General features: G+C 65.3%; 30 protein-coding genes and 1 pseudogene. 11 read left to right on the top strand and 20 right to left on the bottom strand.

Annotation, left to right across the window (positions count from 1 at the left end):
- A pseudogene (locus BMZ21_RS30540) lies at positions 1–375 on the top strand (hypothetical protein); the annotation flags it as partial.
- Between the two features lie 160 nt (positions 376–535).
- On the opposite strand, the gene BMZ21_RS29400 reads toward BMZ21_RS30540, so the two are convergent.
- On the bottom strand, positions 536–1,942 hold the full coding sequence (locus tag BMZ21_RS29400; RefSeq protein WP_091843610.1) for an amidase: 1,407 nt from the start codon (positions 1,940–1,942) through the stop codon (positions 536–538).
- A 105-nt stretch (positions 1,943–2,047) separates the two neighbouring features.
- On the opposite strand from BMZ21_RS29400, the gene BMZ21_RS29405 reads away from it, so the two are divergent.
- Positions 2,048–2,611, top strand: a complete 564-nt coding sequence (locus tag BMZ21_RS29405; RefSeq protein ID WP_091843615.1) for a TetR/AcrR family transcriptional regulator — start codon at positions 2,048–2,050, stop codon at positions 2,609–2,611.
- A 66-nt stretch (positions 2,612–2,677) separates the two neighbouring features.
- Here BMZ21_RS29405 and BMZ21_RS29410 read toward each other — a convergent pair whose 3' ends face one another.
- Positions 2,678–3,583 (bottom strand): LysR family transcriptional regulator, encoded by a 906-nt coding sequence (locus tag BMZ21_RS29410; protein ID WP_091843619.1) that lies wholly within the window; start codon positions 3,581–3,583, stop codon positions 2,678–2,680.
- Between the two features lie 155 nt (positions 3,584–3,738).
- Between BMZ21_RS29410 and BMZ21_RS29415 the strand changes: the two genes are divergently transcribed.
- Genes BMZ21_RS29415 through BMZ21_RS29445 form a run of 7 tightly spaced genes read left to right on the top strand, consistent with a single transcriptional unit; the run spans position 3,739 to position 10,315 of the window.
- The gene (locus BMZ21_RS29415) at positions 3,739–4,317 is read left to right on the top strand and encodes a VOC family protein (protein WP_091843622.1); all 579 of its coding nucleotides are present in this window, start codon (positions 3,739–3,741) and stop codon (positions 4,315–4,317) included.
- Positions 4,314–4,754, top strand: coding sequence for a nuclear transport factor 2 family protein (locus tag BMZ21_RS29420; RefSeq protein WP_091843625.1), 441 nt, complete (start codon positions 4,314–4,316; stop codon positions 4,752–4,754). The genes BMZ21_RS29415 and BMZ21_RS29420 overlap by 4 nt, the downstream gene beginning before the upstream one ends.
- 58 nt (positions 4,755–4,812) lie before the next feature.
- Entirely contained in the window at positions 4,813–5,697 is an 885-nt protein-coding gene (locus BMZ21_RS29425) for a fumarylacetoacetate hydrolase family protein (RefSeq protein ID WP_091843629.1), read from the top strand.
- A 26-nt stretch (positions 5,698–5,723) separates the two neighbouring features.
- Positions 5,724–7,385, top strand: coding sequence for an FAD-dependent monooxygenase (locus tag BMZ21_RS29430; protein ID WP_208862405.1), 1,662 nt, complete (start codon positions 5,724–5,726; stop codon positions 7,383–7,385).
- Between the two features lie 43 nt (positions 7,386–7,428).
- Positions 7,429–8,466 (top strand): TRAP transporter substrate-binding protein, encoded by a 1,038-nt coding sequence (locus BMZ21_RS29435; RefSeq protein ID WP_091843634.1) that lies wholly within the window; start codon positions 7,429–7,431, stop codon positions 8,464–8,466.
- Complete coding sequence (locus BMZ21_RS29440) at positions 8,463–9,011, top strand: TRAP transporter small permease (RefSeq protein WP_091843637.1); 549 nt, start codon at positions 8,463–8,465, stop codon at positions 9,009–9,011. Before BMZ21_RS29435 ends, BMZ21_RS29440 begins: the two co-directional genes overlap by 4 nt.
- Positions 9,008–10,315, top strand: coding sequence for a TRAP transporter large permease (locus BMZ21_RS29445; protein ID WP_091843640.1), 1,308 nt, complete (start codon positions 9,008–9,010; stop codon positions 10,313–10,315). The genes BMZ21_RS29440 and BMZ21_RS29445 overlap by 4 nt, the downstream gene beginning before the upstream one ends.
- 375 nt (positions 10,316–10,690) lie before the next feature.
- Here the strand turns inward: BMZ21_RS29445 and BMZ21_RS29450 are convergent, their stop codons facing one another.
- The 10 genes from BMZ21_RS29450 to BMZ21_RS29495 all read right to left on the bottom strand — a co-directional run bounded on the left by BMZ21_RS29450 (position 10,691) and on the right by BMZ21_RS29495 (position 17,603).
- On the bottom strand, positions 10,691–11,194 hold the full coding sequence (locus BMZ21_RS29450; RefSeq protein WP_091843643.1) for a YciE/YciF ferroxidase family protein: 504 nt from the start codon (positions 11,192–11,194) through the stop codon (positions 10,691–10,693).
- A gap of 90 nt (positions 11,195–11,284) precedes the next feature.
- On the bottom strand, positions 11,285–11,536 hold the full coding sequence (locus BMZ21_RS29455) for a hypothetical protein (RefSeq protein WP_091843646.1): 252 nt from the start codon (positions 11,534–11,536) through the stop codon (positions 11,285–11,287).
- A gap of 317 nt (positions 11,537–11,853) precedes the next feature.
- Complete coding sequence (locus BMZ21_RS29460) at positions 11,854–12,384, bottom strand: general stress protein (protein ID WP_091843650.1); 531 nt, start codon at positions 12,382–12,384, stop codon at positions 11,854–11,856.
- 36 nt (positions 12,385–12,420) lie between these two features.
- Positions 12,421–12,720, bottom strand: a complete 300-nt coding sequence (locus tag BMZ21_RS29465; protein WP_091843653.1) for a PepSY domain-containing protein — start codon at positions 12,718–12,720, stop codon at positions 12,421–12,423.
- A 255-nt stretch (positions 12,721–12,975) separates the two neighbouring features.
- Positions 12,976–13,203 carry a DUF6894 family protein gene (locus tag BMZ21_RS29470; protein ID WP_091843657.1) on the bottom strand — a complete coding sequence of 76 codons (228 nt, stop codon included), beginning with the start codon at positions 13,201–13,203 and terminating at the stop codon, positions 12,976–12,978.
- A 42-nt stretch (positions 13,204–13,245) separates the two neighbouring features.
- Entirely contained in the window at positions 13,246–13,986 is a 741-nt protein-coding gene (locus BMZ21_RS29475; protein WP_091843660.1) for a Crp/Fnr family transcriptional regulator, read from the bottom strand.
- A gap of 12 nt (positions 13,987–13,998) precedes the next feature.
- Positions 13,999–14,295: a SemiSWEET family sugar transporter gene (locus BMZ21_RS29480; RefSeq protein WP_091843663.1), complete on the bottom strand. Its 297-nt coding sequence runs from the start codon at positions 14,293–14,295 to the stop codon at positions 13,999–14,001.
- 305 nt (positions 14,296–14,600) lie between these two features.
- Positions 14,601–15,647, bottom strand: a complete 1,047-nt coding sequence (locus BMZ21_RS29485; RefSeq protein WP_091843669.1) for a sensor histidine kinase — start codon at positions 15,645–15,647, stop codon at positions 14,601–14,603.
- Between the two features lie 22 nt (positions 15,648–15,669).
- On the bottom strand, positions 15,670–16,083 hold the full coding sequence (locus BMZ21_RS29490; protein WP_091843740.1) for a response regulator: 414 nt from the start codon (positions 16,081–16,083) through the stop codon (positions 15,670–15,672).
- A 26-nt stretch (positions 16,084–16,109) separates the two neighbouring features.
- Complete coding sequence (locus tag BMZ21_RS29495; RefSeq protein ID WP_091843673.1) at positions 16,110–17,603, bottom strand: sensor histidine kinase; 1,494 nt, start codon at positions 17,601–17,603, stop codon at positions 16,110–16,112.
- Positions 17,604–17,753: 150 nt separating this feature from the next.
- On the opposite strand from BMZ21_RS29495, the gene BMZ21_RS29500 reads away from it, so the two are divergent.
- Together BMZ21_RS29500 and BMZ21_RS29505 are read left to right on the top strand one after the other, a co-directional pair.
- Positions 17,754–17,963 (top strand): cold-shock protein, encoded by a 210-nt coding sequence (locus tag BMZ21_RS29500; protein ID WP_091843677.1) that lies wholly within the window; start codon positions 17,754–17,756, stop codon positions 17,961–17,963.
- 107 nt (positions 17,964–18,070) lie between these two features.
- Complete coding sequence (locus tag BMZ21_RS29505; RefSeq protein ID WP_091843682.1) at positions 18,071–18,307, top strand: hypothetical protein; 237 nt, start codon at positions 18,071–18,073, stop codon at positions 18,305–18,307.
- Positions 18,308–18,331: 24 nt separating this feature from the next.
- Here BMZ21_RS29505 and BMZ21_RS29510 read toward each other — a convergent pair whose 3' ends face one another.
- From BMZ21_RS29510 to BMZ21_RS29550, 8 genes are all read right to left on the bottom strand, one after another.
- Entirely contained in the window at positions 18,332–18,610 is a 279-nt protein-coding gene (locus tag BMZ21_RS29510; RefSeq protein WP_091843685.1) for a hypothetical protein, read from the bottom strand.
- Between the two features lie 39 nt (positions 18,611–18,649).
- A complete protein-coding gene (locus BMZ21_RS29515) occupies positions 18,650–19,141 on the bottom strand; it encodes a pyridoxamine 5'-phosphate oxidase family protein (protein ID WP_091843689.1) in 492 nt (163 codons plus the stop codon).
- Positions 19,142–19,294: 153 nt separating this feature from the next.
- Entirely contained in the window at positions 19,295–19,798 is a 504-nt protein-coding gene (locus BMZ21_RS29520; RefSeq protein WP_091843744.1) for a cupin, read from the bottom strand.
- 61 nt (positions 19,799–19,859) lie between these two features.
- A complete protein-coding gene (locus BMZ21_RS29525; RefSeq protein WP_091843693.1) occupies positions 19,860–20,747 on the bottom strand; it encodes a hypothetical protein in 888 nt (295 codons plus the stop codon).
- A gap of 418 nt (positions 20,748–21,165) precedes the next feature.
- On the bottom strand, positions 21,166–21,465 hold the full coding sequence (locus BMZ21_RS29535; protein WP_091843699.1) for a PRC-barrel domain-containing protein: 300 nt from the start codon (positions 21,463–21,465) through the stop codon (positions 21,166–21,168).
- Positions 21,466–21,883: 418 nt separating this feature from the next.
- Positions 21,884–23,287 (bottom strand): M24 family metallopeptidase, encoded by a 1,404-nt coding sequence (locus tag BMZ21_RS29540; protein WP_091843703.1) that lies wholly within the window; start codon positions 23,285–23,287, stop codon positions 21,884–21,886.
- A 44-nt stretch (positions 23,288–23,331) separates the two neighbouring features.
- Positions 23,332–24,147, bottom strand: a complete 816-nt coding sequence (locus BMZ21_RS29545) for an ABC transporter permease (RefSeq protein WP_091843707.1) — start codon at positions 24,145–24,147, stop codon at positions 23,332–23,334.
- Positions 24,140–24,970, bottom strand: coding sequence for an ABC transporter permease (locus BMZ21_RS29550; RefSeq protein WP_091843711.1), 831 nt, complete (start codon positions 24,968–24,970; stop codon positions 24,140–24,142). The genes BMZ21_RS29545 and BMZ21_RS29550 overlap by 8 nt, the downstream gene beginning before the upstream one ends.
- Positions 24,971–24,972 lie beyond the last annotated feature (2 nt).

The raw sequence follows: 24,972 nt of genomic DNA on the forward strand, positions 1-24,972 counted from the left end.
CAGGCCCATCCCAGTGGCGAGCGGCGCGACGCGGCCCGCAACGGTGCGCTCGCCGCCTTCGGGCTGATCGCCTTCCACGAGCGCGACTACCGCGAGGCGGCTCGCCTGCTCGGCGCCGCCCGTGACGGCTTGCTTACCGTCGGCGGCAGCCACGCCCAGCGCGACCTGTTCGAGCAGGCCTATGCCGAGAGCCTGATCCGGTCCGGAGAGCACGATCGCGCCGCGATCGTCCTGGTCGAGCGCCTGGCGCGGCGCAAGGGTCAGAACCGCTTCGCCAGCCGCCGGCTCGAAAAGCTCGGGCGGCTCGGAAAGACGGCGAGCGGCCTCGTCGCTGCGCTCGCCGTCGCATCCACCCCGCTCGCCATCGCCCACTGATCCCACGGAAAGGATCCGCCATGACCGACGGCTTCGCGCCACTCCCGGCATTCGAGCATTGCCAGAAAGCGGGCGTACAGCGTCCTGCTGCTCGATCCGCGTCCATGATCTGACGATAGCAATGGCGGCGCCCGTCTCCGGACGCCGCCTGCTCGTTGCATCAGATATCAGGAAAGAGGTTATTGACCGGGCTCACTCCCTCCAGGAGCGAAGCAATGTGCAGGATGGTCGCCTCCGCCTGCCAGGCTCCCACGACCTGCACGTTGATCGGCATGCCATCCGGGCTCGTCCCGAACCGCATCGCGAGTCCTGGCAGCCCGGTGACGTTGAGGGGAACGGTCGCGCCCTGCAGGTAGGTTGCGTCCACGGCCTGGCCGTCGATGGTGAATCGGTCGACGCCGTGCTTGTGCGCTGGGATCGGCAGTACATGGGTGATCAGAGCATCAAAGCGCGTGAAGTAATCGGCGTAGCCGTCGCGTAACCTCTCGGCCGCCTGCTCTGCGTCGACGAAGTCGGCCATCGACGTGTCGGGCAGCGACAGCATGGTCTTCGCCATCTTGTACATCTCGCCCTCGCGGCCGGCCGTCGCCTCACGGAACGCCGGCTTCATCTCCATGACGTGGAGCCGGTTGAAAACGTCGAGGGCGAAATCGCGCTCCAGCGCCGGAATGCCGACATGTTCGACATGGACGCCGAGGTCTTTCAGCGCCTCCGCCGCCGATCGGACGGTCGCGGCAACGTCGGGATCGACGGGACCGAAGCCGGGTCCGACCATCCAGCCGACACGCAGCGGGCGGGCGTTTGGCCGGGCGACCCCCGCATCGAACCCGCCGATGATCGTCGAGAACGCGTCCTGACCATCCGGACCCATCAGCTGCGAGAACGCCAGCCCGACGTCGCGAACCGAACGCGCCATCGGACCGACATGCCAGAAGCGGCGCGGCGCCCGAGGCCAGATTCCCGTCATCGGGACCCGCCCATGCGTCGCTTTCATGGAGGTGATGCCGGTCTGGGCCGCCGGACCGCGCACGGAGATGGCGAGGTCGGTGCCGAGGCCGAGCGGCGACATGCCCGCCGCGATGGCGGCCGACTCGCCTCCACTCGACCCGCCCGGCGTCCTGGTCACGTCCCACGGATTGTTCGAGCGGCCGGACAGGAGGTTGTCACTCTCGATCCAGTAGGAGAACTCCGGAAGATTGGTCTTCGCCAGCAGGATGCCGCCGGCCTGTTTCAGCCGGGCGACGCTGGTGGCGTCCTGCGCCGGCATCCGGCCCCGGAAGATCGGAGACCCACGCTGCGTGAGCACGCCAGCAGTGTCTATGGAATCCTTCGCCGTGAAAGGCACACCATGAAGGGGCCCCAATGCTTCGCCTGCCATGACGGCGTCCTCGGCGCCCTTGGCTGCTCCAAGCGCCCCTTCCGCGATCGTCACGATGGCGTTGATCTTCGGGTCGACAGCCTCGATGCGATCCAGGTGCGCTTTCACGATCTCCACCGGTGATAGCTCGCGATTGCGGACGAGTTCGGCGAGCCTGGTCGCGTCGAAACGGGTGATCTGCTTGGACATCTTCAGATCCTCTATCTATCAGTTGATAGAGAATCGCTACAGCTTCACAAACCGGACGTCAACCTCTATCTATCACTTGATAGAGACTCATGATGGAGATCTGCGATGGGTTCGAATGTGAGGGAGGAGGTGATGGCGGCGGCAAAGCGTGCAGCACAGTCACATGGCTATACGGGCCTCAACTTTCGGGAGCTGGCGGCCGAGGTCGGCATCAAGAGCGCGACGATCCACTACTATTTCCCGACCAAGGTCGATCTCGGCGCCGCCATCGCCAAGCGTTACTGGGAGGACTCGCAGGTCTTGCTGGATAGCCTGTGGAACGGCGGCAACGATCCCGCGCGGGCGTTGATGGAATACCCCAACACGTTCCGCGTTTCCCTGGAACAGGACAACCGCATCTGCCTGTGCAGCTTCATGTCGGCCGAGCACGACGACCTTCCCGACCCGGTCAAACGGGAGGTGTCCGCCTTTGCCGACATCAACATCGCTTGGCTGACGCGCGTTCTCTCCGCCGCGACCGACATGGACACCGCCGCTAGCGAGCGGCGCGCGCGTGCGATCTTTGCAGCTGTCGCGGGAGCCCAACTCATGGCGCGCAGCCGATCCGACATCTCCGTCTTCGACGCTTTGATCGACAGCTATCGGGAGGCGGGCCTGCTTCCAGGCTGATGTAATCACCGGCCGACCGACGACGGGACCATACCGGATGGCCGTGGGGGGTAGCGCTGTCGACACCTATGATTCTGCAGCCAATCGCGACGTCGCGCGGCGCATTAGGTCGAGCAGGGACAGCGCGGCCGGAGTCAACGGCAGGTCGGAGCGCCGGATCAAGACCAGCGGCGGTGCGGTCAGCTCTTCCTCGATCCTGATCGTGGTCAGCGCCTTTCCGGTCATCTCAAAGCGCTCCCACTGCGCCGGGACCATGGCCAGCAGGTCGCTGTTGGCGAGGCAGGTCAGCAATGTCAGCGCCGACTGGCTGCGCACCGCCAGGCGCGGTGGCGGCAGGCCATGGCGGGCGAAGAAGGCGTTGATCTCGTCGCCGGCATCGGCGGTGATCGAGGTCGTCACCCAGTCCTCGCCGACAAGTTCGCGCAGCGAGGTCGCAGCCGCCAACGGGTGCCCGGCGCGGCAGAGCACGATGCGGCGGTTGTGGAACAGCACCTCCCGGCTGAGTTGCGGCACCGGTTGCGCGCCGCCATCGGGGCCGATGTAGAAATCGACCGAGCCGTCGCGCAGCCGCTCCTCGAGCGTCGGATAGAAACCCTCGATGATGTGCAGCCTGATGTCGGGATAACGGGCGCGGAACGGCCGCAGGCTCGGCGGCAGCAAAGCGAGATGCGCCGCGATCGACAGCCCGACCGTCACCGTGCCGGTGCCGGCACCCCTCAGTTGCTCGACCTCTTCGCGCGTGCGCCGGATCTCGGTCAGGATCGACCTGGCGCGGGCGACAAAGGCATCGCCGAGCGGCGTCGCGACCACGCCGCGGGCCCGCCGTTCGAACAGCGGCGCGCCGAGCTCGCGCTCCAGCAGAGCCAGGCTGCGGGTCAGCGCCGGCTGGGCGATCTGCAGATGCCGCGCCGCAGCCCGCATGCTGCCGCGCTCGGCGATCGCCACCACCTCCTCGAAGTGATCGAGCTTCATTGCTGCGGCCTCCCAACGCCATTAATCGATACCGATTTGCTATCGCTCCTGCAATTTTTCCATCTGTTCAGGTATCTGTGCCGACGTTAGCCATTCCTCACGAACAAGCAGCGGCCGCCCCGGAGAACGGGAGATGGCCCTTTCGGGAGGACGGCATGGAGATCATCAAGCCCGCATTCCATCACGTCACCTTCAAGACGAGCCGGCTCGACGAGATGGTGGCGTGGTATGGCACGGTCGTCGGGGCACGGCCGACCTTCCAGGACGCCAGCAACGCCTGGACGACGAATGACGAGGCCAATCACCGTGTCGCTTTCCTCTCGGCGCCGGGCCTCGGCGACGATCCCGACAAGCGCAACCATAACGGCATCCATCACAGCGCCTTCGAATACGAGAGCTTCGCCGACCTGATGGCGTCCTATGCCCGCCTGCGCGACGAAGGCATCGAGCCTGCCTTCAGCCTCGACCACGGCATGACGATCTCGATCTACTACAAGGACCCCGAGGGCAATTTCGTCGAGCTGCAATGCGACAGCTATGGCGACTGGCGGCTGTCGAGCGAATGGATGCGCTCCTCGCCGGATTTCGCCGCCAACCCGATCGGCACCTTCTTCGATCCGGAGCGAGTCTATCAGGCGCACAAGGCCGGCCAGGGCTTCGACGAGCTGCATGTCGCGATGCGCCGCGGCGACTACCAGCCCGCCGGCACGCCCGATCTCGGACTGCCGGCGTGAGCAGCGCCGTGCGCATTGTTGCTGGTCTTTCGCCGCAGGACCGCCTCGCGATCGAGCAATTGATCCAGCGCCATGCCTGGCTGATCGACCATGGCGAGGCAGACAAGGTCGGCGAGCTCTTCGCGGAGGAGGGAGCGCTCTACGGGATCGGCCCCGACGAGGTCGGCCGCAAGGCCATCGCCGAATGGGGCCGCCAGCGTGCTGCCATGGCCGAGCGCCGCTCGCGCCATCTCCAGAGCAACATCCTGATCGAGCCCCTCGCTGCGGATGCGGCCCGCGGCTGGGTCGCGCTGACGCTCTACCGCCATGACGGGCCGGGCGAGGGCTCGGCCACCCCGCTGCTCATCGCCGAATACGCGGATCGCTATGTCAAGGGGCCGGACGGCACCTGGCTCTTCGCCGAGCGGCGGCTCACCGTGCTGTTCGGCGCCGCCTGAAGACACCGCATTCATCGCCTCGCCGCCCTGGTTGGAGGCAACCGAGAAGGAGGACACCATGCGTCTCGCCACCATCCTGAGCGGAGGCAAGCCTGCTCTTGCCGCCTATCGCGGAGCCGATCTGATCGATCTCGCCAAGGCCGGCCCTGGGCTGCCGGGCGACATCCTCGCCTTCATCGCCGGCGGCGACGCGGCCCGTGCGACGATCGCCAAGGCGCTCGATGTCGCCCCGCCCTCCGCGGTTCTTGACCCCGAGCGCGCGACCTTCCTGCCGGTGGTGCCGCGCCCCGGCAAGATCATCTGCGTCGGGCTGAACTATGCCGACCATTCGGCCGAGAGCGGTTTCAAGCAGCCGGATTATCCGACATTGTTCGGCCGCTTCGCCACCAGCCTGATCGGCCACAAGGCGCCTCTGATCCGCCCGAACCTGTCCGACCAGCTCGACTATGAGGGCGAGATCGCCGCGGTGATCGGCCGGCGCGGCAAGCATGTGCCGAAGGCGAAAGCGCTCGACCATGTCGCCGGCTATGCCGTCTTCAACGAGGGATCGGTGCGCGACTACCAGTTCAAGGCGCCGCAATGGACCGTCGGCAAGAACTTCGACGGCACCGGCGCCTTCGGACCGGCGCTGGTCACGGCCGACGAGCTGCCGCCCGGCGCACGCGGTCTCAGGCTTACGACCAGGCTGAACGGTGAGACCGTGCAGAGCGCGAGCACCGACGACATGGTCTTCGACGTGGCGAGCCTGATCTCGATCATCAGCGAGGCGATCACGCTGGAGCCCGGCGACGTCATTGTCACCGGTACGCCCGCCGGCGTCGGGGTCGCGCGCAAGCCCCAGCTCTTCATGAAGCCCGGCGATGTCTGCGAGGTCGAGGTCGAGGGCATCGGCCTGCTGGTCAACCCGATCGCGCAGGAAGCGGCCGAACGGGCCGCGGCCTGACCGCGGATCATGGGGAGCTGAGAACAGTGAGTCAGACCGGCAAGGACATCGACGTCTTGATCGCCGGCGCCGGGCCTGTCGGCCTCGCAGCCGCGATCGAGCTCGGCCAGCGCGGCATCCGCTGCCTCGTGGTCGAGCGCAACGACCGCGTCGGCTATTCGCCGCGCGCCAAAACCACCAATGTCCGCAGCCGCGAGCACCTGCGTCGCTGGGGCATCGCCGATGCCCTGCGCGCGGCCTCGCCGATCCCGCCCGACTATCCCTCCAACGTCGTCTTCGCGACGCGGATGAACGGTCCCGAGCTCGCCCGCTTCGGCAATGCGCTGAACGGCAGCCGCGCCCGCAACGACCTCTATTCGGAAGAGGCGCAATGGGTGCCGCAATACGTGCTGGAGGAAGTGCTGCGCCAGCATGCGGCCTCGCTGCCCGGGGTCGAGATCCGCTTCAACACCGAGCTGGCCTCCTTCGCCGATGATGGCCGCGACGTGGTTTCGCGCCTGAAGGATGTGACCAGCGGCGCGGAGCGTGAGGTCGCGAGCGCCTATCTGATCGGCGCAGACGGCGCGCGCAGCTCGGTGCGCGAGGCGATCGGCGCCCGGATGGAGGGCGAAGGCGCCTTCTCGAAGAACTACAACATCATCTTCCGCGCGCCGGAGCTGGCATCGCGCCACGCCCACGGCCCGGCGATCATGTACTGGATGGTCAACGAGGAGGTGCCCTCGCTGCTCGGCCCGATGGACAGCGAGGGCCTGTGGTTCTTCATGGCGACCAAGCTGGCCAACGACGTCGACCCGGCCAGCGTCGATCCGGTCGAGCTCATTCGCCGTGGCACCGGCCTTTCCGACCTCCAGATCGAGATCGTCGGCCGCGATCCCTGGGTCGCGCATCGCCTCGTCGCCGACCGCTACGAGAAGGGCCGGGTCTTCCTCGCCGGCGATGCCTGCCATCTGCATCCGCCCTTCGGCGGCTTCGGCATGAACATGGGCATCGGCGACGCCGTCGATCTCGGCTGGAAGCTGGCGGCAGTCCTGCAGGGCTGGGGCGGAAGCGAGCTGCTCGCGAGCTATGCGGCGGAGCGGCGCAGGGTGCATGAGCGCACCATCGCCGAGGCGGTGATCAATTACGGCGCCGTCGGCAACCAGCTGGTCCGGCCGGGGCTGGAGGAGCCGGGACCGCTCGGCGATGCCACAAGGCGCGAGGTGGGCGAGATCATCGAGGCGACCAAGCTGCGTGAATTCCGCACGCTCGGCATTGTGCTCGGCACGCGCTACGAGGATTCCCCGATCATCGTGCCCGATGGCAGCGCGCCGCCTGTCGAGCATTTCATGCTCTATGTGCCCTCGGCTCATCCGGGGTGCCTGGCGCCGCATCTCTGGCTCGCGGACGGCTCCTCGCTCTACGACCATTTCGGCCAGGGCTTCACCTTGCTCGCCACGGCTGGCGATGGCGCAGACGCGACGCCGCTGATCGCCACGGCAGCCCGTCTCGGCGTGCCGCTGAAGCTGCTGCTGCCGGGCGATCGCCGTCTGCCCGCTCGCTATGGCACTCGCTTCGCCCTGATCCGGCCGGACCAGCATGTCGCTTGGCGCGGCGATGCGCTCCCGGCCGATTGCGAGGCGCTGCTTTCCATCGTCACCGGCCGGATGAAGTTGGACGCCTCAATCGGGATAGCCGCTACGGCAGCCTAGGGACGACGCACAAGAAACAAGACCAACGCATGGGGAGGATAAGATGAAACGGGGAGTGATCGGAGCCTTGCTCGGCGCGGTGCTGGCGGTCTCGCTGGCCACCGGAGCCATCGCGCAGACGGTCGAGCTCAAGGTCTCGCATTACCTGCCACCGAACCACCAGATGCACAAGCAGCTGGAAGCCTGGAGCGCCGAGCTGGCGCAGCGCTCCAATGGCCGGCTCAAGCTCGCCATCTTCCCGGCCGCGCAAATGGGGCCGATGCCTCGGCAATACGACCTCGCCCGCACCGGCGTCGCCGACATCGCCTTCTTCCTGCACGGCGCCCTGCCCGGCCGCTTCCCGCTGACCGAGATCTCGCACCTGCCCTACGCCTTCAATCGCGGCGAAGGGGCGAGTGCAAAGGCGCTCAGCACGGCCGAGGCCTCGGGCATCCTGACCGAGCTCTCGGGCAAGCTCGCCGCCGAGCACGAGGGCACGAAGCCGCTCTATTTCATCGCGACGCCGACGCTCAGCCTGTTCTTCAACCGCCCGGCGGTGAGGAGCCCGGCCGGAATGCGCGGGCTGCGCATGCGCCATAACGGGCCGATCGCCTCGGCGATGCTTGAAGCCTGGGGCGCGACGCCAGCCGCCATCCCGCCGGCGGAGCTGGCGGACTCGCTCTCCAAGGGCACGATCGCCGGCATGTTCTTCAATTACGAGGCGGCGAAATCCTTCCAGATGGCCGAGAGCGTGAAATCGGTGACGCAGCTCGATGCCGCCGCCGGCACCTTCGCGCTGGTAATGAACGCCGAGAAGTACAAGTCCCTGCCCGAGGACCTGCGCAAGCTGATCGACGACACGACGGGTCCGGCCGCCGCTCGCAAGGTCGGCGCGATCTATGACCAGGCCGAGGCGGAAGGCCGTGCCTATCTGCGCGCCGCCAATGCCGAGATCCCCGAGCTCAGTGGCGCCGAGCGGGCCGCCTTCGAGGAGCTGGCCAAGCCGATCACCGCGAGCTTCATCGCAAGGGTCGAGGCCAAGGGCATCAAGGCGAAGCCGTTCTATGACGAGCTGCGCGCCGCCGTGGGTGCCGCCAAATGAGCCCCGGCAAGCTCCGCCGCCTCGACCCGGTGCGGCTGCTGACGCTCGCCGGAGCACTGGCGCTCGCCGTCATGGTGCTCTGGACGATGATCGACATCGGCGCCCGGCTCGCCTTCAACAAGCCGCTGCACGGCACGCTCGATCTCGTGGAGGTCACCCTTGTACTGGTCGCCTTCCTCGCCCTGCCGGAATGCTTCCGCCGCGACGAGCAGATCAAGGTCGACCTGTTCGACACCATGGTGCGCCGGCGCACGCTGGCGGCGATGCGGCTCGCCGGCGAGATCGCGACGCTTGCGTTCCTCGTCCTGCTGGCGGTGACATTGATCCAGCCGCTCGCCGACGCCTATCGCTTCGGCGACCAGAAGCCGGATCTGCCGGTGCCGATCTTCCTGTTGCTGCTGGCGATCGAGCTGGCGCTGGCCGTCTCGGTCTTCGTCGTGCTCGGCCGCGCGGTCGGACAGGTCCGCGCCTTCCCGCGCGCTGCGGCTGGCACTGCTGATCCCCATCCCCCGGCCCTGCACAGCAGCAATGGAGCCGCCTCATGAGCGCGACCTCCATCGGCCTGATCGGCATGGCGACGCTGGTCGGCATGATCCTGGCGCGCATCCCGGTCGGCGTCGCGCTCGGGCTCACCGGCTTCGTCGGCTATGCCGCAATCGACGGTTTCGCCAAGGCGCGCCTCGTCTTCGGCGCGGTGCCGCTCGAGCTTTCCTCCGCCTATGCGCTCTCGGTGCTGCCGCTGTTCACGCTGATGGGGGCGCTGGCGACGATGGCCGGGCTCTCCGGGGACCTGTTCCGGGCGAGCAATGCGATCTTCGCCGGCATGCGCGGTTCGCTCGCCATGGCCGCGGTCGGCGCCTCCGCCGCCTTCGGCGCTGTCTGCGGCTCGTCGCTGGCGACGGCGGCGACGATGAGCCGGATCTCGATCCCGCAAATGCTGAAAGCCGGCTATTCGCCGGCGCTCGCTGCCGGCGTGGTGGCGGCCGGCGGCACGCTCGGCATCCTGATCCCGCCCTCGCTGATCCTGATGATCTACGGCATCATCGCCCAGCTCTCGATCATCAAGCTCTTCGCCGCGGCGCTGATCCCCGGCCTCGTCCTGACCGGGCTCTATCTGCTGACGGTCTGGCTCTGGGTGCGCCTACGGCCGGAGGCGGCGCCGAAGCTCCCGAGCGAAGGCAAGGCGCAGGCCTTCCGGCTCGTCCTGAATATCTGGGACGTGGCGGCGCTCTTTCTCGTCACCTTCGGCGGCATCTATCTCGGCTGGTTCAGCCCGACGGAAGCGGCAGCCGTCGGCGCCTTCGGCGCACTATTGCTCGGCCTGCTGCGCAGGGGGTTCGCCCGCGGCGACGTCACGACCGCCTTCACCGAGACAACGAGGATCACCGCCAATCTCGTGCTGATCGTGCTGGGCTCGACGATCTTCTCCTATTTCGTCGTGCAGACCGGCATGGCCCAATCCGTAGTGAAGTCGATCGCGGCACTGGGCCTGTCGCCGCTCGCGGTGATGCTGCTGCTGATCGGCTTCTACATCTTCCTCGGCTGCTTCCTCGAAGGCATCGGCATGGTGCTGGTCACGGTGCCGGTCCTGCTGCCGCTGGTCATATCGACCGGATATGATCCGATCTGGTTCGGGGTGCTGCTCGTCATTGTCGTCGAGATCGGGCTGATCCACCCGCCGGTCGGGATGAACCTCTTCGTCATCCGTACCCAGGCGCCCGAGATCAGCTTGGGGGCGATGTATCGTGGCGTGCTGCCGTTCCTGGTCGCGCCCTTTCTGCTGATCGCGATGCTGCTGGGCTGGCCGGAGCTGGCGCTCTGGCTGCCGCGGTCGATGTCGCTGAACTGACGCTTGTTGCCACTTGGTGTCCGGTGCGAAACGCACCGATATCGTTGACCAAGTCGCTGTTGCTGGGTTGTGACGTCCTGATCCAGTCGCTTCTGGATGGAGGGCGGCGCGATGATGGGCAAATTCGTCGATGACGCCGATCTTGGCCGCGATCGCCGCCCGGCGCGACGAATGCTGGGCTTCATGATCCCGGACCATCCGCACCGCGCGGGCGCACACCTCCGGCGAGAACCTGTTCGTCGTCTTGCTCGTCAGAGCCCCATCCTCTCGGGAGTTGCGGCCTCCGACACACCCGGGGCGGTTCGACACGATGCCTCCAGCGGATCATGAGAAGAGCGCCGGAAGCGAGAGAACCCCGCTCCCGGCTTGCAAGCATCACGCCGCCTGCCGGTTGATCACGCTCGTTGCGAGCTTGGTCAGCTTTGCATCCGTGGCAGATTCTTCATCGAGATTCTGCTTGAGAAGAGCCGCGCAATCCTCGCGGCCGAGCAGCTTGGCCCATGCAACCAATGTGCCGTACCGGGTTATTTCGTAGTGCTCGACCGCCTGGGCGGCAGCGATCAGCGCCGCATCGAGCACCTGCTTGTCGTCGACATCGGAGGCGATGTCGCTCGCTTCCGACAGAATTCCATCGATCACCGGACAGGTGACGGCCTTCTCCTCGGCGCCATGCTGTTTGAAGACCTGCTTCAACCGGGCGATGTGCCCGTCGGTCTGCTGAAGATGCGCTTGAAAGCCTTGCTGCAGCTCCGGGCTCGTCGCCTTCTCGATCATGTCGGGAAGCGACTTTTTGATCTGGTGCTCGGCGTAGTAGATATCCTGGAGCGTATGGACGAACAGATCATCCATGGTCTTGATATCTTTGGTGAACCATCCCATCGGGGAGCCTCCTCGCGCGGTGACCCCCAGCCGTAGATTCCAGAAACGAGAGCGAGACTGCCAGGTTCCCGACAAACGCAAGCGCAGTCCCTATGCCGCCACGGAAAGCACGCGGCCGTGCACCGCCAGGTGCCTGTCACTGCGGTTCATGACCACCAATACGACAGACGCGCCATCCTCGCATTCGAGCACCAGCCGGTGGCAGAACTGGCTGTCGTCGCACTCTCTTGTGTCGAAGAGCAGGTAGCCGGCCCGGCGATCGTCATAGTCGCCCGCGAATTGGTACAGAACATCGATCCTGCGCTTGTCGCGCAGGTTAAGCCGGCCTTTGCCCGTAAGCATGGCATCGCTCCGCTTGGGGGCGTCAAAATGCGCCGCACGCGGTCATTTCCAGAAGCGGTTTGGAGACAACGGCAGGGTTAGTAGGTGCCTTTCCAAGCCGCTTGTCGATGTCAAATGACAGGATGCTGCCGGCGTTTCTGAGCGGCCGTTCTCGTCTCCCGGTCCAGATTCGTCGCCTTCGGCGCGCTTTGCCGACGTTGGCGCGGCTGATCAATCAACGGCGGCAAACGAGTGGCACCGCGTCACGATCCTGGTCGTTCGGACAAAAAAATGCCCCGCCGGCGCGACCCGGCGGGGCAGGTTCAACCAAGGCGAACTCAGATGAGCGGGCGGTACGGCTCGCCGCGATCGTCGAACCGCGACCAGCCCTCCTTCCTGTAGTCCGCCAGCCGTGCGTCGCGATCGATCGGAGCCGCACCATCCATGATGGCTTCCGCCGCCGGCGCCTTGTCCTCGTCTGCCTTCACCGAAACGACGCTGCCGCCACGCCGCACCGTTTCGGCGTAGTAGTTGGCGCTCGGCTCGTCCTCGCCGGCGCTCGTGAAGGCGCCAATGACTCCGCCGGTCACGCCGCCCGCCGCCGCTCCAGCTGCGGTGGACGCAAGCCAGCCAGCCGCGACGACCGGGCCAATCCCGGGGATGGCGAGCAGCCCGAGCCCGGCGAGCAGGCCCGCCGCGCCGCCGAGGGTCGCACCGATGCCGGCGCCCTCCCCGGCATTGCTGTCGTCGGTGCTCGCATGGCGGCCGATCAGGCTGATGTCCGTCGCGGGAAACCCGGCAGCCTCGAGATCGTCGACCACCCGGCGCGCAGCATCGTAGGTGTCATAGGAACGGGTGATGGTACGCATGAGAATTCTCCTCGTCTTGAGATGGAGGGGCGGCGATCAGTTGCGGGTGATGTTGCCGCGATAGTCGACCGACACGGTGACCTGTGCGCCGGAATGCGTCGCGGTGCCCTTCCAGACGCCGTTGTCGTCCTTCTTGAGGCTACTGACATTGGAATAGCCGTTGGCCTCGAGGCGGCTCTTGGCCTGCCCCTCGGTGAAGCTGTTGGCGCCCGGCAGCGGCGCGTTCGCATCAGCTGGAGCGTTCGGCGAAGGCGTTGGAGCCGTGGTCGACGTTTGCGCGATGGCCGCCGTCGACATCAAGGCGCAGAAAAGGGACGTGAGAACCACGCTTCGCATCGAAATCTCCTTATGTGGCAGATAGTTAGCCAAGTGCTATAGATAACGGCAGCAGCGAGGAGAAGTTCCGCATCGGCGTCCAGAACGTGCCTGGTTTGGATGCCTTCTGGATGCGGCAGTTTGCTGCAGCGATCGAGCAGGAGCGGGACGCGCTATAGCATCCGACCGAAAGGCGGAATCCACTTTTCGGAAAAATCCGATGCGATCACAGAGTGATAGATCATCGTGATCGCGTCGATTCGGACGCGCGATGATCTAATGGCCGTCGAGATTCAGTGTGACCGTATAGATGTCAGCACCGGCGTCATCCTTGACGACGACCGCCAATTCCATGTGGTCGCCATTGGGAAGCTTTTCGAGATTGAGTCCGGCAAGGAGCTCCTTTGCAGCGTCCTTGGCGGCTTTTTCATTGGGCAGCTCCGTGCCCTCGTCGTCCAATTCGACGTTCTCGCCATCGCGCGTGTGGAAGAAGTACCGTGGCATGACAGTCCAATTCCGCTCGCCGTCCGGTGTTCCGGCACAAACTCACTTTCTGGGGTGGGTTTCACGCAGATGCAGATAGTCGGGATCGAATTCAGCCAATCTGCACAAGCCTGCCCAATCAAGGATCGTTAGCCTGTTAGCCCGTAGGCGTACCAGCCCGGCCTGCCTGATCTCGCGCAGCTTCTTGTTCATGTGAACGGTGGAGAGTCCCAGGGCGTCGGCGATTTCCGGCTGTGTGAGCGGCAGCTCGCAGGTCTTGCCGTCGGAAAGGCCGATCGCCGTCATTTTGGTGATGAATTCGCAGAAGAGGTGGGCGATGCGGCTCGGCGCCGAGCGTCGGCCGATCCCCACCATCCATTCGCGATAGATCGCGGCCTCAACGAGCGTCTCGCGCCAGAATGCCTCAGCGATCCGGTAATAGGAGCGGGTCAGGGAGCGAACAGCCTCGTGGGGAATGAGGCCAACGGTCGCGGGCGTGAGCGTTCCGAGATTGTGATCCATCACCTCGATGAGAAGCGAGTGGATATCGGGGATGTCGCCCGGAAGGTGCAAGGACAGAATCTGGCGCTGCCCGTCGCCCACGATCTTGTAACGGCAAACCAGCCCCTCGGCGACGAGGCAGCATTGCTTCGTACGCTCACCCTCGCTGACGATGTCGAGCCCGCTCTCGAACTGCTTGAGGGTCAGCGGCAGCCGGAGCAGCTGGTCTCGCTCCTCGGACTGCAAGGGCGAACTCGTCTCGAGCTTGCGAACGAGCCCGTGAAGATAAAGGTCCTTGTCCATCAGCCCTCGATCTTACGCATCAGGGTCCACGGTATCAGCCATTGCGTCCTTCTCAGCCTGCGGCAGCAGCGTCATCAGAAGAATGAAGGATGCAAGCAGCAGACAGACGCTGTTCGTCACGATCAAGGGCCATTCACCGAGTCCAACTCCGTAGAGGGTCCAGAGCGCGAAACCCGCCACGGTGAAGCTGTACATCACAGGCGAGATTGCACTGGTGTCGCGCGATCTGACGATGCGCCAAGCTTGCGGCACGAAGCTGACCATCGAGCAAAGCGCGGCAATGGCGCCGGCGGCTGTTATCCAGTTCATCGGTATGGCCTGCACGCTGGGCGAGCGCAACTGAAGAAGGGCTGAGGCGCACTCGCAGAGTCCGATGCCGGCGATGGCAACAAAGCGTTCACCAACATCGCCGGCATTTTCATCAAATCCCCCAGAACGCGGAACGATCCATCCAACGCGGAATTTCCTCGCTGCAAGTCCGGAGCCTTCTGATGCAGTGCAGTGTCCCCCTTGAGTTTTGGATCTACTTGGCTTTGGCGCTCAATCTGGCGTTGGCGCTGGCGATCAATCTCTAGTTCAATGGCGATCGCCGGGCATGAGTCATCCATGCGTCGTCAACATCCCAGCTTTTCATCGAATGTGATGGACGCCAGCGTACCGACAGGCTGGCTGTGATATTCCAAGCTCGCGCCTAGACTTTTCGACATCGCAGCGATGATCTTGCCGCCGAGCCCGCTACCCTTTGCCGTCCCGTCACCAGTCCAGCCGATCCCATCGTCCGCGACACTGAGCATAATCTGATTGGACGGCGTCCGCGAAACGCTGACGCGAACCTCGCCTTCTCCAACCGGATAGGCATATTTCAGGGCATTGGTGACGAGCTCCGTCGCAATCATGCCGACGGAAACGGCGCGATCGGTCTTGATCGACACAGGTTCGGCATCGAGCTTGACGATCGGCGTCTTGCCCGAAGCCGTGATCGAGTTGCCCAATTCGCCGACGAGCGTTTCGAGATAGGCTGCAAGATCGACCTGCTGGACATCCGTGGAGGTGTAGAGGCTGCGGTGCAGGTTCGCGATGGCCGTGATGCGCGCCTGCGTCTCCGCCAGCGCGGCCTTCGCGCCTGTGTCCTTGACCGCGCCAGCCTGCATCCGGACCAGCGAACCGACGAGCGCCAGGCTGTTGGCGACGCGGTGGTTGACCTCCGCCAGCAGCATCTCGGCACGATCCTTGGCCTGGCGGACCTGCTGCTCGGCCTCTTCCTTCGCTCGCATCAACCGAGCACGTTCTACGGCCTGCTCGAGCGCGGCCACCAGCAGCACCTCAAAGTCATCGCCGATCGCCTTCACGACATAGTCGACAGCACCAGCCTTGAGTGCCTGGACCGCGATGGAAAGCTCGGTAGAGGCTGTGACGTAGACGACCGGAGGCGCGTGCTCGCGCGCTCGCAAATCCTCCAGGACGGCGAGGCCCGACGTCGTGCCGAGGTCGTGATCGAGAATGACCACGTCGATACCGCCCTCGGCCAGGCGAGCGAGCCCGGCTTCAGCCGTCGCGACATGCTCGACCTCGTAGCCCCGGCGTCCAAGGATGCGTTGGACGAGGCGCCCGAGAGCGGCGTCATCGTCGATATAAAGCGCCTTGATGATGCGATGGGACATTACCGCGTCGTCGCCGATTGCATCATTCGGTTTCCGGGACCTGCATCACCGAGAAGAACAAGCCCAACTGTTTGATGGCATTGGCGAAGCCTTCATAGTCGACCGGCTTGGTAATATAGACGTTGGCGCCCAGATCGTAGCAGCGCTGGATCTCGCGGCTGTCGTCGGTGGTGGTCAGGACGATGACGGGCGAGCGCCGCGTATGCTGGTTCGCCTTGACCTTTTCCAGGATATCGACGCCGGCCATGTCGGGCAGGTTCAGGTCGAGCAGGATCAGCAGCTGCCGGCGGGAGCTGGCTTCGCCCGTACCGTCCGCGCCGAAGAGGAAGGCGAGAGCGTCCGTGCCGTTCTGGAACGGGATGATCTCGTTGTTGACGCCCGCTCGGCGGATGTTCTTCTCGATCAGACGGGCATGACCTTCGTCATCCTCGATCATCACGATCGAGACCGGTTTCGCATTGCTCACGTGATGGCACTCCGCTGAACCGCGCTGAGATCAGGCGGCAACAAGATCGAGAAGGTCGTGCCAGCGTCCAGTTCGGACCTGACGGTGATGTCGCCGCCGAGATTGCGCACGATCGTCCGGACATGCGCCAGGCCGATGCCTTCGCCCGGCTTGTCCTGCGCACCCGATCGACGAAAGAGCTCGAAAATGCGCTCATGGTCCGTTGACGCGATGCCGCGGCCATTGTCTTCGATATCGATGACGACCCAGCCGGACTTCTCCCGCTTCGCGCGCATCACCACCTTGAGCTCTCGATTGGGCGATCGATACTTGATCGCGTTGTCCAAAAGGTTCCCCAACACCTGCTCCATCGACAGGCGGTCGCTCCGGATCTTGAGCGGCGGACAGTCGACAGTGATGCCACCTCCGTTCTCGTTCGCCTGATGGTGTACCGCCGCCGCCGCTGCGTCGAGCGCTGATTGAAGATCGATCGCTTCGGCGCGCAGGACGCGCTTGCCCTCGCGCGAGATCTTCAGGATGGCGTTGATCAGCCCATCCATCTTGCGCGTCGACGAACGTATGAAACCGATCGCTTCCGGCAGGTCCACGTCGACCGCCGTGCGGGCCTCGTCCAGCACCGCTGGGGTAGCTGCTTCGCCGGCATCGAAATAGGCCTTGATCGGTGCCGCTGTCGCTTCAAGCTCGCTCGTGAAGCCCATGATGTTCACGAGCGGTGCCCGCAGGTCATGGGTCACGATATAGGCGAAGCGCTGGATTTCCTCGTTGGCGCGGGTGAGCGCTTCGGTGCGCTGTTGCACGCGCGCTTCCAGCCCGATGTTGAGGGCGGCGACCTCGGTTCTGGCTAGGATGATCTCGCGCGTATATCGCGCGATCGTCCAGAAGGCCGCCGCCGCGAAGAGGAGGATGACGAGCGCACCGAGCACGATGGTCCAGCGCAACCGCGCCGATGCGGATTCCTGGTCGGCGATCGCCCGTCGAAGCCGCTGCTCGGATTGCGCGATGATCTTGCCGAGCCCGGCGCGAGCCTCGTCCATGAAGTTGCGACCCGAGCCCTGGCGAAGCGCGGCGATTGCATCGTCCCAGCCGCCGCGCTGCGCCAAGGCGATGGTTTCCGCCAACTCCGCCAGCTTGCCACGCAACGCGCTTTCCAGGCGCGCGACCTCGGCCTGGGTTAGCTCGGCCGCGCCAGCGGAGGCCTTCACCCGCTGCAGCGTCGACTCGAACTTGGCCACGGCATCGGTGTAAGGGCCGAGATAGGCTGCGTCTCGCGACAGCAGGTAGCCGCGCTGCCCCGTCTCGGCATCCTGCGCGAGAGAGAGAAGATCGGCCGTCGCGCTGCGGGTCTCGCGCACGGCGACCACCTCGTCGAACTGGCGTTCCGAAGCCCGTGTCAGCCAGAAGGCCGCGATGACGATGACCAACAGCGCAATCGCCCCTCCGGCGAGCAACAGGAGGTTCGATCTGAGGAAATGCGTGGGGGATATGGGCATCAGCTGACTCTAGGGGCCGGCCTCCATGGCTGGAGCCCTAGAGCGATGCAATAGCAAATGACAGGGTTCTGAAAATTTAAAGCGCTCTCCGGACAGTTGCCCTCCAGCGCGACGGCAGCCATGCTCGCGTTCCCAACAAGGAGGCAGGGAATGGCGACCGGCACGGTGAAATGGTTCAACACCACGAAAGGCTTCGGCTTCATTCAGCCGGACGGCGGCGGTCAGGACGTGTTCGTCCATATCAGCGCGGTGCAGCGCGCAGGCCTGCGGGAGCTGCACGACGGACAGAAGATTTCCTACGAGGTCGTTGCGGACAAGCGGTCCGGCAAGTCGTCAGCGGAAAATCTCAAGGCCGAGTAGGCCGTCTCCGCAACGCAAACTCGCCACCAGCCCGCCGGCCGGTGGCTCTCCTGAGCCAGGGAACAACCAGGCTCCACCCCGGTTGCAACGCAAACGGAGGAAAAGCCATGGCCAAGCAACCCGAAGCTCTCGCCACCTTTGCCGCCAGCGCCAGGAACGCGGGCAAGAAGCCGAAGGATATCGGCCTGGAGGCGACGCCCGAGACGAAAGGCATCCCGACGGATTCGCAAAAGAAGGACGCAGCCGCGCGAAAGGTGCTGAGGGAAGGCGTGCTCCACAAGGATCAGGGCGCCGACGAAGCGATCGACGCACTGCCTGATCGGACGCGGACGAAAAAGCGCTGACGCGACATAGCGGTTCAGCGTCAATCAGCTCCGGGCCTTGCCGCGGCTGCGAGCCCCGGTCGAAGGCGCTTTCCTCGGTGCCGAGCGCCGGCGTTGCGGCGTGACGTCCTTGGCGCGACGGGCTCGCGCTTCGAGGTTGAGGCGATAGAGGCCGTAACCGATCGCTCCAACAACCAGGATCGACGCCGGGAGCCTTGCCGCGAGCAACGTCAATGGAACGGTCATTCCCTCAGGGATGTCTCCGCGCTCGGCATCGCGCGCGATCCAGGCGGTCGCGACGCTGTTGAGGATGGCTTTGATCATGTCGCGCGCTCGGCTTATGTCAGTGGTGCGGCCGAATGGTCAGGCGAGCCTTATGTTGGCTGTCTTGTCCGCATAGTCCTTCTTGGGGTCGGAGCCGAAGAGCAACTGGATGCCCGCAATCAGGCTCCACTCGTTCTCCCAGATTTCCGCTTGGCGCGGGTCGAAGCGTAGCAAGGCGAGCTTGGGGTCATCCTTCCCCTGCTCGTACCACGCCGCAACGAAGCGGTTCCAAAGCCGGTCGATGACCGCCCGATCATTGTCGAGCACCAGGGTGCCATTGATCCTGGCGAAGAGGTCATGACCCTTGTCGGCGAAGGACATGAAGGCGCTCTCGCTTCCGGTCAGCGCCTTCACCAGTTCGGTATCCGATGCGGAGAAAATCCATAGCGGCCCACGGTCGGCATCGCCATCGAGCTGGACCGTCATCGGCCGCAACAGATTGTCGCCTGATCTGTCGAGTCCGAGCATGACGGTCATGTCGGATCGCAGCGCCTTCCAGAGTTTGGCTTCAAGCTCGTTCGGTGTCGGCATGACGGCTCCAATGCGTTTCGCGGACAACCCGCGAGCAGAGACTGAAGTTCCGCAGCCGGCCGCGGCTAAGGACGCGGCACCTGGTCGCTGAAGCGAGTAGCCATCGGCGCCTGCCGCTCGTCGACCTTGGGCAGGCTGCAGCCGAGCGCATCTCTAAAACCCGTCGCGCCAGTGTTCGAGCATCGGTCCCTGGCGCCCTGACAGGGGATCGCTCGCAGGCCTTGCTAGCCGGCTGATGGCTGCCCTGATGTCCGGAGTGGGAGGATCCCGCAGAATGTCCCCGCTCTGGCCAGGCGGATACGCGCCCACCACCAGGAAATCGCTGCTGGCTGTGAGCCGGCAATGCCCGGTGCCGGCTGGCAGCAGGAGGACGTCTCCCGCACGGACTCCGATCTCGCGGCCGCGATCGCCGCCCAGGACCAGCTCGGCAGACCCCTTGGCAATGCCCAGCACTTCGTGGCCCTTTGAGTGATAGTGGTGGAAATCGTAGATGCCGTTGCGCCAGGCCGGCGGCCAGCCATTCTCCTCGAACCGCCGCTCCATGGCGGTAGCCAGGTCGGCCTGGTCAGACGCAAGCGCCTGTCGATAGACGAGCGTCGGGAAGCGCTGATTGTTCGGGATCGGCCCCCGCTCATCGAAAGGTAGGACGAGTATCATCGTCGCCATGCTTTCCGATAACCGGGATCGAGGTCGTTTCGATCTCGATCCCGGCATTTGCCTAGGCTCCGCGCCTCCCCCACAAGGCGGACAGATCCAGTTCCTCGTCGCGGTGCTTGCCGCCGAGTTGAGCCGCCATCCAGGCAGCGGCCGCCCCCACCAGCAGCGCCGCGGCGGTCAGGAAGGCCGACAGAACGCCGACCTTTCGCGCTCGCTCGGCCGCCTGTTTCGCGCTTTCCTTTGCCTGATTGAGGCGGGCGACGGCATCGTCGATCCTTTTCTCAGCCTCGGGCTGCGCGATGTTCATCCGCGCTGCCATCCTGCTTGCAATGTAGGAGCGATCCGCCGGATCGAGCTGCCCGCTGGCGAGGCTTCGAACCAGTATGCGGGAGGCCTCGTCGCGCTCGGCCTGGGTCACGGGTGCGGTGCCGGTGGAGCGGGTCACCGTGTCGGCGGCGACGGAAAGCGGGTCTGGCTGCTGGCTGAGCGCAGTACCGGCAGCGCTCGTGACCGCGGCAGCACCGGAGGCTGCTGTCTTGGCCAAGCCTGCGACGGACGATGCCGCGAGACCCGCGATCAACAACGCGCCGACAGCCCAGACGACGAGACCGTGCGAACCATCGCGCACATGGCGCTCGTGCTGGCTGGCATCGGCGGCAGGACGCCGCATCCGGCCGGCGAGATAGCCGCCCGCGGCGGAAGCCATCACGCTCACCCATAGCGCCCACAGCGCGCCCGCGATGGCCAGCGCGGTGAGGCCAGTCGATCTCGAAGGCTCGAACGAGACGAGTGAAAGCCCTATCGCCGAGCCGAAGGTGGTGAGAAGCGTGGTGATGGCAGCTGAGAGCGTCGCGCCGCCGAATATTGCGCCCCATTCGAGATAGGAGCCGGAATGCGGTGCCGTTTGGGTCGGCGCAACGACGACGACGTCAGTGGTTTCGCTTGCCATGGAACGCTCCTATCGCAGGCCGAAGAAGGAGAGGATCGCCATGACCACGACCACGAGGCCGACCAGATATATGATGTCGTCCATGGAAGTTCTCCGGGTGGCGCGCTTGGCGGGACTGCCGGGAGAACTGCGAAGAGGATCGGGAGTTCCGTCGCCTCGTGTGCGTGACAGATCGCGCTCCACTCGCTCGCTGGTCATATCGGGAGACGATGCCGACCACACCGAACGCATGAACCCCGCCGGCAAGCCGGCGGGGTTCATTGGGCCTCCAGCCCGTTGCCCAGCTGCGAACGTGGGCACTACCGCGAATTCGGGAGGCTTAACACCGCAAGCCCCGGCAGGTTCCACGCCAATTGATCAGGCTGAGCTGCGATATAGCTTATCGGTCCCGCCTTGCTTGAATCGGGCCGGGCCGAGGCTATGGCTCGGCATGTTCGGGCATGGCCTTCAGCTGATCCTTCGTCCAGCTCGTCACCGCATGGACGTCACCGTCCTCGTCACGCATGAACTCGAGCTCATGCATCGGGACCGCCACGGGCTTGGCGCCGATCCCCAAAAAACCACCGACGTCGATGACGACCTGTGCGCTCGGGCCGGTCCCGTGCAGATGAGAGACCGAACCGATCTTGTCGTCACCGGGCCCGTAGATGGTCGCGCCGTCGAGGGCCACGGCAGTGAGATCGGAGTCGGCAAGACGGATGTGCTTCGAATGATCCATGGTTTCCTCCTCATCCAGATGTTCAATGAACGGGAGGCGGCACTCGGGGTTCCGCACCAAAAAAAGCCCGCCGGCGCGAGCCGACGGGCTGGGATAGCTGAGCGGGCCGGGACGCAACCCCCTGCTTGCGAGCGGACGCTGAGATGTCAGCATTCCCTTATCTCGGCTTGGCGCAACCGCCACCGCGGTCGCAAAATAGCTGGCGCTTCACGCTCTCGGAACGGACCCGCCGAGGTTATCAACAGGCTCGTTGCGGCCGACCCAGCGCGCTGGATTTTCCATCAGAATTTGGATCGAGCGGTCATCTCGCAGCGGTTCCCTCCATGTGGGAGGTGGCCTGCCTCCACCGCTCTGACAGAACGGGCTCTCGGCTTGCGAAGGAGCCGAGAGCCCTGTTGGGAAGCTGCGCCGCCTTCCCTCAGGCCGCGACGCGATGTGTCGAGAGTGGCGTGTGGCAGCTCAGGTTCTCGAAGCCGTCCTTGGTGACGGCGTAGAAGTCGCCGAGATTGGCGCCGGCCGAGAGCGGCTCGAGCCATTGCGCGTGCAGCACGAAGACCATGCCCTCTTCGAGCCTGTCGTAGTTGTGCGAGGCCAGGTTGAAGCTGTTGTCGGCGCCCGCCATGCCGACTGCGTGGCCGATGTTCGGGTTATGCGGTCCGTGCGTCGCTGGGTAGACATGCATGAGCTTGCGGCCCTGCTCCTCCCAGTCGATGTCGCGGACATACTGACGCTTGATCAGGCGCGGGCCACCATCGTCGGCCGTGCTCCAGTTGTACGGCATGGTCCGCGTCTCGGGCGAGGTCAGCAAGCCCTTTTCGATGAAGGGCTCGAAAGCGGCGTTGTTGATGTCGCGCATCAGGGCGCCTGGCCTGATCAGCTTTTCGGCACGCTTCACGCCTTCCTCGCAGGCGGAGAGAACGAGCTCCTGCCGGGCCGTGATGTCGCCGACCGCGATCATGCGCGAGGTCTGGGCGTTGTAGCCGCGCCAGGTCACGTTCGAGATATAGAGGTTGGCGATGTCGCCCGGACGCAGCACATGGCCATAGGGCTTGCCGCAATGCGTGCCGAACTCGTTGACGCCGATCTGGTAGCCGTCGGCGGACTCGCCGCCACGCGCGAGTTGCGCGAAGGTGAAGGCCGCGAAGATCTCAGCGTCGGTCACGCCCGGCCTGGCCACGTGGTAAGCGGCCTGGATACCGGTATCGATGAGCTGGCAGGCGGCGCGGAACATGCCAATCTCGCGCGGTGACCGAACGCGCTGCATCCGGTCGATGATGCCGTTCTCGCGAAGGTATTCTGCGTTCGGCACCAGCTCCTTCAGGAAGCCGAAGAAATCCGCGGACTTGGCGTCGCCGAAGCAGGCGATCTGCGGCCGCGGGCCGACGAGCCCGGCCATCAGCTTGGCGCAGGCCTCGGCGGTCTTGTAGACCGACGAGCCCGGCCGATCGGCATATTCGCGGCCGATGGCGCCGACCTGCCAGATGTCCTCGACCAGAACGGGTTCACCGCCCGGTGGCAGAATGACGGCCTGGGTGAAGAACGAGATCAGCGCCAGCGGCTTGTCCTCGTCCATCGGGACGATCAGCACGCCCTCGCGCATCCAGTCGACGAGATAGCGCAGATAGCAGTTCGAGGTGTGGAACCAGCCGATCATGTCGGTGTGAACGATCGCGATGTCGTGGCCTGCGACGACGCATTCGCGGCGCACGCGCCTGAGCCTCTCCTCGAACTCCTCGACAGGCAGCGGAGGCGGCGGATCGAAGTGGAAATCCGGCTCGAAATCGGCGAGCAGGGCCTCCACGCGGCGACTGGCAGCGAGCATGGGCGTCACTTTTCTTGCTTCCTGAGGGTGATTGGTTTGGGCGGTCAGTGCTGGCGCCTGGGTTCGAGGACGCGCCAGGAGACGAGCAGGCAAAGGAAGACGGTACCGATCAGCAGACCGGAGATCGCCGCGACGCGGACGTCGAGCGATTCCTCGATCATCTGGAACATGCGCAGCGGCAACACGGTGGTGCGCGGATCGGCGAGGAAGAGCGTGACCGAGACGTTGTCGAGCGACTGCATGAAGACGAGGAACATGCCGGCGAAGATGCCGGGCAGCATCAGCGGCAGGGTCACGCGCAGGAAGGTCTTGAACTGACTGACGCCGAGCAGTGCCGAGGCCTCCTCCAGGCTGGGATCCAGCCGCTGCGTGATCGCGGCGCAGGCGCGGTACATCAACGGTCCGAACACGACGATATGGCCGACGACGACGAGGCCGAAGGAAGGGCTCAGGCCCGCGCGGCCCGAGGCGATCAGGGCGGCGAGGCCATAGACGAGGCTCGGCAGGACCAGCGGCGCGAGCATCAGCGGCTCGACGGCAGCGGATGCCGCAGGCTTCAGCCGCGTCACGCCATAGGCCGCCGGCGCCGCGAGCAGGACCGTGCCGATGACCGCAAGCACCGCGATCTGGAGCGAATGCGAGATCGCGGTGTGGATCGGGGCCGACTGCGCGGGGTCGAGCAGCGCCTGGTACCAGCGCAGCGAAAACCCGTCCGGCGGGAACTTCAGCGTCTGGCCCGAGGTGAAGGACATTGCGAGGCCGACCGCGACCGGAGCGACCATGAACAGGATGGCGAGTCCGCCGACGCCGTAGACGAAGAGGCGGTAGGCCCAGTCGGAAGGGCGATGAGCTTCAAGCATGGCCGGCGAGCCTCGGATGGCGGGCCGCAGCCGTCATGGCAAGCATGATCAGGCTGGTGGCTGCGAGCAGGACGAAGGCGACAGCCGCTGCGGACGGCCATTGGAAGAGCACGCCGACCTCGCGGTAGACGAACTGCGGCAGGTAGATCAGGCGGGCGCCACCGATCACCGACTGGGTGACGTAGGAGGTGGTGGCGCCGGCGAAGACCAGCACCCAGCCGGCTAGGAAACCCGGCGCCATCATCGGCAGCAGCACCGTGACGAGGATGCGCCACGGGCCGGCGCCGAGCGTCTGCGCCGCGGCCGAAAGCGCGCCGTCGCTGCGGGCGATGACAGCCATGACAGGCAGCACGAGCAATGGCAGTTCGATCTGGGCGAGGACCACAACCAGCGCCGTCTCGTTGAAGAGCAGACTGCGCGGGGCCGGTGCCAAGCCCAGCTCGACCAGCGCCTGGCTGATCGGTCCCTGGCGGCCGAGGATGACGATCCAGGCGAAGGTACGCACGACGTTGCTGGTCAGCATCGGCAGCAGCGTCAGGAACACGATCACACGGCGTAAGGCCGGGCTCGCATGCCAATAGAGCAGCGTGATCGGCAGGGCGATCAGCGTCGTCAGCGCGACAACCTTGAAGCCGAGCGCGATCGTATCGACGAGAACGCTCAGCACGAAGGGGTCTGCGAACAGGCGCTGATAATTGGCGAGCGTCGGCGAGCCGGAGGTATCGACGAAGCTGAACACGCCCAGCAAGGCGAGCGGCAACACAAAGCCCGCCAGCGACAGAGCAAGCATCGGCAGCAGGAACGGAAGGCCGTTGCGGTTCATCG

It is taken from the genome of Allobosea lupini (genome assembly GCF_900109525.1).
GTDB classification, from domain to species: Bacteria; Pseudomonadota; Alphaproteobacteria; order Rhizobiales; family Beijerinckiaceae; genus Allobosea; species Allobosea lupini.